We start from the raw sequence: 6000 nt of genomic DNA on the forward strand, positions 1-6000 counted from the left end.
GCCTACGCCAACGCGTCGGGGCGGAAGCTGAAGTCGGTGTTCTCACGGCCGGGCGGCGGGCGTAAGCAGATGAACCAGGGCCTTGCGACAGACCCGGCGCGAAACCACCGGAGCCCGAGCTCGCTGCTAAGCCGGCCACTTGCTGCTGAGGCAGCCCCCAACGACTCTGAGCACGCTCACCTCGCCGCCCCTAGGGACGCCAGCGGCGTGCGCCTCGTCGCCGTAGGAACCCAGCGGTGTGCGCCTCGTCGCCGGCAGACGAGGCGCACGGGCTGGCGCGACAGCCCTAGCTCTTGGTCCGCGTGCTCTCATCCCCTCCGCCGCGTTGGATGAGGCAGGAGATCAGCTCGCCCGGGCGAGTTGCAGCACCCGCCTCGGCGCCAATGGCGTCACCGTCCCCCTGGCCTCCTCGCCGACGCCGTCCCCGTCTCCATCCCCGTCTGGTGGATCTTCCGCAGCCACGACGACATCAACGGGTTTCGCGCTGGTCACCTCCACCTCGTACTTCCAGACCTTGGCTCCTGTCGGGCCGAAGATGCGGCAGCGGAAGGAGCCGGTGACCTGCAAATAGTCGCGCGGTTTGAGGCCGCGGACGACGTCTGCCGTCTCGGGGCTGAAGGTGACGCACGGGACGCTGTCCGTCAGCGTCCCGCCGCGTCGCTGCCGCCGGCGGCGCCGTACGATGATGCGCCACTTCGTGACGGTGTCACCGCTCGGCAGGGTGTGGTCCTCGGGCGCCGCCGAGAGCCGTCCCACCAGCAAGACCTCGTTCCGGTCCATTCCTCGTCCCTCCTGTCGGTGCTCTGCCGGAGATCACTCTTTACGATGAAGAGGAGCCCGGAACGGCCGAGCGCCATTCTGGGGACAACGGCTGCACGCTCGGGAGTACCTGTGGACAACATCACCGCGCTGGGCGGCGACGTCTATGAGATCGACACCAGGATGGCCGGATACGCAGGCATCACCGCCGGATACCTGATCCTGGGCGACCGGCCATGCCTGGTAGAGACCGGTACCTCGACCTCCGCTCCAGTAGTCCGCGACGCGCTCGCGTCCCTCGGCGTCGGGCCGGAGGACCTCGCCACCGTCGTCGTGACCCACATCCACCTCGACCACGCCGGCGGGGTGGGAGACATCGCCAGGTTCTTCCCGTCCGCCCAGGTGGTCGTACACGAGAAGGGCGCGCGACACCTGGCCGACCCCTCGCGGCTCATGGCGAGCGCCCGGATGGTGTGGGGCGACCGGCTCGACACCCTCTTCGGCGAGCTGTCACCCACCGAGGCCGAACGCATCGTCGCCCTCGGCGACACCGGCGCCATCGATCTCGGCAACGGACGCACGCTGAGCAGCCACTACTCCCCCGGTCACGCCAAGCATCACGTGGGCCTCGTCGACTCCGCGACCGGCGACCTGTACGTGGGCGACGCAGCAGGCGTGTACCTCCCCGAGACCGGCGACCTTCGTCCCGCCACGCCGCCGCCGGACTTCGACCTGCAGACCGCCCTCGATTCGATCGCCCTGTTCAAGGCGCTCGGGCCGCAACGTCTGCTCTTCAGCCACTACGGCCCGGTTGGTGCGGTTCAGGACACCCTCGACCGATCCGCCGAGGAACTCCGCGTCTGGGTGGATCTGACCCGGCAGGCCCACTCCGAGGGCCTGGACCTGGACCATGCCATCGCCATGGTCCGAGACCGTACGAAGGAGCGCTACACCGCGCTGAAGGCTGACGACGCGACTGCCGAGCAGTTCGAGTTGTTGAGCGGAGCTCCGTCAAACGTCGCCGGCATCCTCCACTGGCTGGACCGCGTGTCGCCATAGCCTGCTGCCAACCCGCCAATCCGCTGACCTGCTGCGCACAGCCGTCGCGAGAGCGGACAGCTCGGCCGCACAAGGGGCTCGGACCGCACGCGACCAAGCTCATCGCACACGCCCGGAGATCCCTCTGCTGTAGGTACGGGAACCGCCACCGGTACGCCGACGCTCGGCCAGCAGCCACGCTGCTGCTGCCAGAGGACCAACCGGAGCATGTGGCGCCGCACGGCCCAGCGCGACATCACAGGCATGCCCAGCGCCGGGCTGCGGCGTCACAGGCGGACCTGGCACTGCTGTCCAACGGGCGAGGCCAGCGTCGGTAGTCGGACAGGGACCGACGGCACGAGCAGCCATGTCAACGGCGCACCGACACCGGTCTCACGTGCGGGCCCGACAGGGCGAGGCCCGGCGCAGGTGGCATTCGGCCGCAGAACGCACAAACTCCGCCGTCCCGCGCACATCGCGGCGGTACGGCGGAGCATGTGTCCAGCTTTCAGCTATCAGCGAGCGATGCTAGTCGTCCGCCTTCGGCCGCTTGGGAGCGGGCCCGTCTTCCTCGCCCAGGACATCGCCGAAGTTCGGCTCGATGAAAGCGGGCGTGATGCCGGGAGTCTCCGCCGGAGCGGCGACAGCGCCTGCGGAGCTACCCTGCTGCACAGCAGCGTCGCCCGCGCCGTCCTCCCCGTCCGAATTATCCGAGTCGTCGGACTCGTGACCCTCGTTGGCGGTGTCGGCCTGCGGTGCCTCCGCGACCTCATCCCCGCGGCCGGCGGCCTCGTCCGACGTGACATCGGTGGCAGCGGCGACATCCTCGTCATCCGCCGCGCCGGCAGGCTCAGGCTCCTCGCCCAGCAGGTCGTCGGCCTCGGCGAGAGAGGCGTCGTCGTCGTCCTCCGGCTCCTCGTCCACGGTCACGGCGCTCTCTCCGCCGTCCGCCGCACCGGCGTCGTCGAAGTCGTCCTCGTAGTCCCCGTCCTCCTCGACGTCCTCGATGACGGAGCCGGTCAGCTCGGCGTACCGCTCGGCCGCGTCCGTCTCACCGTCCTCGTCGAACGCCATGGCCCGCGCGAACCACTCGGTCGCCGCCTCCGTCTGCCCGGCGTCGATCAGGGCGTCGGCGTACGCGAACGCCAGCCGTGCCGACCACGGCCGCGGCTGCGGGTCACGCAGCTCCGGCAGGCGCTGGAGAGTGATGACGGCCGCGTCGTGCTGGCCCAGGTCACGGCGCGCGCCGGACTCGACGATGGTCAGCTCGATGCGTCCGGCCCGGTCGAGGCGCTCGGCCTCGGGCGAACGCACAAGGTCGATGGCCCGCTCGGGACGTCCCATGCCGCGTTCGCAGTCGGCCATGACCGGAAGGTACGCCTCGGACCCCGTCAGCCGCCGCGCAGCCCGCAGATCGCTCAGTGCCTCGGAGAAATGCCCGGCACGGTACGCGACGATGCCGGCAGCCTCTCGCACGACCCCGATCCGGGCTGCGAACCTGCGCGCCACCTTCGTGTGCTCGTGCGCCCTTTCGGGGTCTTCGTCCTCCAGGGCCCGCTCGGCGGCGACCAGGTGCCGGCCGACCAGGTTGGCGAGGTCGTTAGGCAGGGAACGCAGCTCCTCGAGGACTTCCTTGTCCAGCTCGTCCGCGGTGATGTCGGGCGCGATCTCGGGCATCTGCTCGCGCTGCGCGTTCTCGGAGTCGCGGTCGGACCTGCCGTATCTGGCGCGGGTACCGGCTCCGCCGTGATCGTCACGCCTGGGGCGGTCGTCCCGGGAGAACGGCCGAGGACCCCGGTCGCCGCCTTCGCGACGCGGGCCTCGGTCATCACGGAAGCCACCGCCCTCACGACGCGGCCCGTACCCGGACCCCTCGCGACGCGGTCCACGGTCGTCCCGATCCCGGAACCCGCCGCCCTCGCGACGCGGCCCACGGTCATCACGGTCCCGGAACCCGCCGCCCTCACGACGAGGACCTCGGTCATCACGGAAGCCACCCTCACGACGGGGACCCCGATCGTCGCGGAACCCGCCCTCGCGGCGCGGACCCCGGTCATCCCTGAACCCGCCGCCCTCACGACGCGGCCCACGGTCATCACGGTCCCGGAACCCGCCGCCCTCACGACGAGGACCTCGGTCATCACGGAAGCCACCCTCACGACGGGGACCCCGATCATCACGGAACCCGCCGCCCTCACGGCGCGGGCCACGATCGCCGTAACCCGATCCCTCGCGGCGCGGCCCACGATCGTCACGGTCCCGGAACCCGCCGCCCTCGCGACGCGGCCCACGGTCATCACGGAAGCCACCCTCGCCACGCGGCCCGCGGTCGCCGTAGCCGCCCTCTCGCCTGGGACCATAACCCGGCCCCTCGCGACGCGGCCCACGGTCGTCCCGGTCTCGGAACCCGCCGCCCTCGCGACGGGGACCCCTGTCACCGTAACCGCCTTCGCGCCGGTCGCCGCTGTAACCCCCACGGCCGCCGCGGCTCTCGCCGTAACCGCCCTCTCGGCGCGGCCCACGGTCATCACGGTCCCGGAATCCGCCGCCTTCACGGCGCGGACCCCGGTCATCACGGAAGCCACCCTCACGACGGGGACCCCGATCGTCGCGGAACCCGCCGCCCTCACGACGCGGGCCACGATCGCCGTAACCCGATCCCTCGCGACGCGGCCCACGATCATCCCGATCCTGGTACGTTCGCCGCTCCTCGCCGCGCCCGCCACGATCGTCCCGATCGCGGTACGGCCGACGGTCGTCACCGCGCTGCCCGCGGTCGAATCCTTCGCGGCCCTCGCGGCGCGGCCCGCGGTCACCATAACCGCCTTCGCGCCTGCCGCCATATCCGGAGCCGGCGCCCTCACGGCGCGGGCCCCGATCCTCGCGGGAGCCGTCGTCCCTGCGCGGCCCGCGGTCGTCCCGGCCGTACGAGCGGCCCCTGTCACCGGAACGGAACGGACGGTCGCTGCCGGAGTCCCGCCCGCGCGAGGCGTATCCCCCGCTCCTGTCGCTCCCTCCGGAGCGCCTGTCCTCGAAGTCGCCGCGCCCGCGCTCTCCGCCGTCCGGTCCGTTATCTCTGTTCACTTCTGGTCCATTTCGTTGAGCTCACCCAGCGGACTCACAACGACGGTCCACCGTGGCTGGTCGCCGCCCGCCCTCGGGCCTTACGCGACGAAGGCCACCGTGGAGGTGGCCCGGTCCCTCCAGCCTAGCAAGCCGAAGTACGTCCACGAGACCGGCTCATGCGCATAAATGGGTTGCCGTAAATCCAGGACACGCAAGACTTCTCGTCATGTCACTACGCTTTCACGAAATCGCCGAGGCCCGGCACCGCATTCTGAACCCGCTGACCGACGACAAACTCGCCCTGCTCGGCGAGATCTGCCGCATCACTCCCGGCACCCGCCAGCTGGATCTGGCCTGTGGCAAGGGAGAGTTGCTTTCCCGCTGGTCCGCCCAACACGGCCTGGAAGGCGTCGGCGTGGACATCAGCAAGGTCTTTCTCGAAGCAGCGAGAGCCCGCGCGGAGGAGCTGGGCGTGTCCGGACGCGTGGAATTCGTGGAGGCCGACGCCGGCACCTACGAAACGGCTCCTGAATCGTTCGACATCGTTTCCTGTATCGGCGCGACGTGGATCGGCAACGGCCTCGAGGGCACCTTGTCCCTCATGCGTCGGCACCTCCGCCCGAACGGCATCGTCCTCGTCGGCGACTGCTATTGGCAGACCCCGCCTCCGTGCGAGGCCCGCGCGGCGGTGGGACTGGAGGACGACAACCTGGCGACCTCGCTCATCGGCACGAACGACCGCATCGAGGAGGCCGGCTTCGAGCTGCTGGACATGGTCCTGGCCAGCCCGGACAGCTGGGACAGGTACGTGGCCAGCCAGTGGTGGACGATCAGCGACTGGTTGCGCGACAACCCGGACGACCCTGACGCGCCTGCGATGCGTGACTTCCTGACCCAGGCACGCCGTTCCCACCTGGAGTACGGCCGTCAGTACCTGGGCTGGGGCGTCTTCGTCCTCCGTCCGAAGCCGTAAATGCAGAAGGGCCCCGACTGAACCAGTCGGGGCCCTCCATAAAGATTGTCCGGCGGTGACCTACTCTCCCACACCCTCCCGAGTGCAGTACCATCGGCGCAGAGAAGCTTAACTTCCGGGTTCGGAATGTAACCGGGTGTTTCCTTCCCGCCATAACCGCCGTA

At 70.2% G+C, this 6000-nt stretch carries 5 protein-coding genes and 1 rRNA gene; 3 read left to right on the forward strand and 3 right to left on the reverse strand.

From position 1 onward, the window contains the following. Window positions 1–342: 342 nt before the first annotated feature. Window positions 343–780, reverse strand: a complete 438-nt coding sequence (locus ABD292_RS37215) for a single-stranded DNA-binding protein (RefSeq protein WP_344215861.1) — start codon at window positions 778–780, stop codon at window positions 343–345. A 111-nt stretch (window positions 781–891) separates the two neighbouring features. Between ABD292_RS37215 and ABD292_RS37220 the strand changes: the two genes are divergently transcribed. Further along, on the forward strand, window positions 892–1818 hold the full coding sequence (locus ABD292_RS37220) for an MBL fold metallo-hydrolase (RefSeq protein WP_344215863.1): 927 nt from the start codon (window positions 892–894) through the stop codon (window positions 1816–1818). A 507-nt stretch (window positions 1819–2325) separates the two neighbouring features. Here ABD292_RS37220 and ABD292_RS37225 read toward each other — a convergent pair. Continuing rightward, on the reverse strand, window positions 2326–3474 hold the full coding sequence (locus ABD292_RS37225) for a hypothetical protein (protein ID WP_344215865.1): 1149 nt from the start codon (window positions 3472–3474) through the stop codon (window positions 2326–2328). Between the two features lie 69 nt (window positions 3475–3543). Here ABD292_RS37225 and ABD292_RS37230 point away from each other — a divergent pair, with 69 nt between their 5' ends. Together ABD292_RS37230 and ABD292_RS37235 are read left to right on the forward strand one after the other, a co-directional pair. After that, a complete protein-coding gene (locus ABD292_RS37230) occupies window positions 3544–5049 on the forward strand; it encodes a hypothetical protein (RefSeq protein ID WP_344215866.1) in 1506 nt (501 codons plus the stop codon). A gap of 40 nt (window positions 5050–5089) precedes the next feature. After that, window positions 5090–5836, forward strand: a complete 747-nt coding sequence (locus ABD292_RS37235; RefSeq protein WP_344215868.1) for an SAM-dependent methyltransferase — start codon at window positions 5090–5092, stop codon at window positions 5834–5836. Between the two features lie 47 nt (window positions 5837–5883). On the opposite strand, the gene rrf is transcribed toward ABD292_RS37235, so the two are convergent. Further along, window positions 5884–6000: ribosomal RNA gene (gene rrf / locus ABD292_RS37240) — 5S ribosomal RNA — on the reverse strand.

This window comes from Nonomuraea bangladeshensis, from assembly GCF_039529455.1.
In the GTDB taxonomy this organism is placed as follows: domain Bacteria; phylum Actinomycetota; class Actinomycetes; order Streptosporangiales; family Streptosporangiaceae; genus Nonomuraea; species Nonomuraea bangladeshensis.

Coding starts and splice junctions, on each gene's coding strand:
- ABD292_RS37215 (WP_344215861.1), bottom strand. CDS start 780: ATGGACCGGAACGAGGTCTTGCTGGTGGGACGGCTCTCGGCGGCGCCC.
- ABD292_RS37225 (WP_344215865.1), bottom strand. CDS start 3,474: ATGCCCGAGATCGCGCCCGACATCACCGCGGACGAGCTGGACAAGGAA.
- ABD292_RS37235 (WP_344215868.1), top strand. CDS start 5,090: ATGTCACTACGCTTTCACGAAATCGCCGAGGCCCGGCACCGCATTCTG.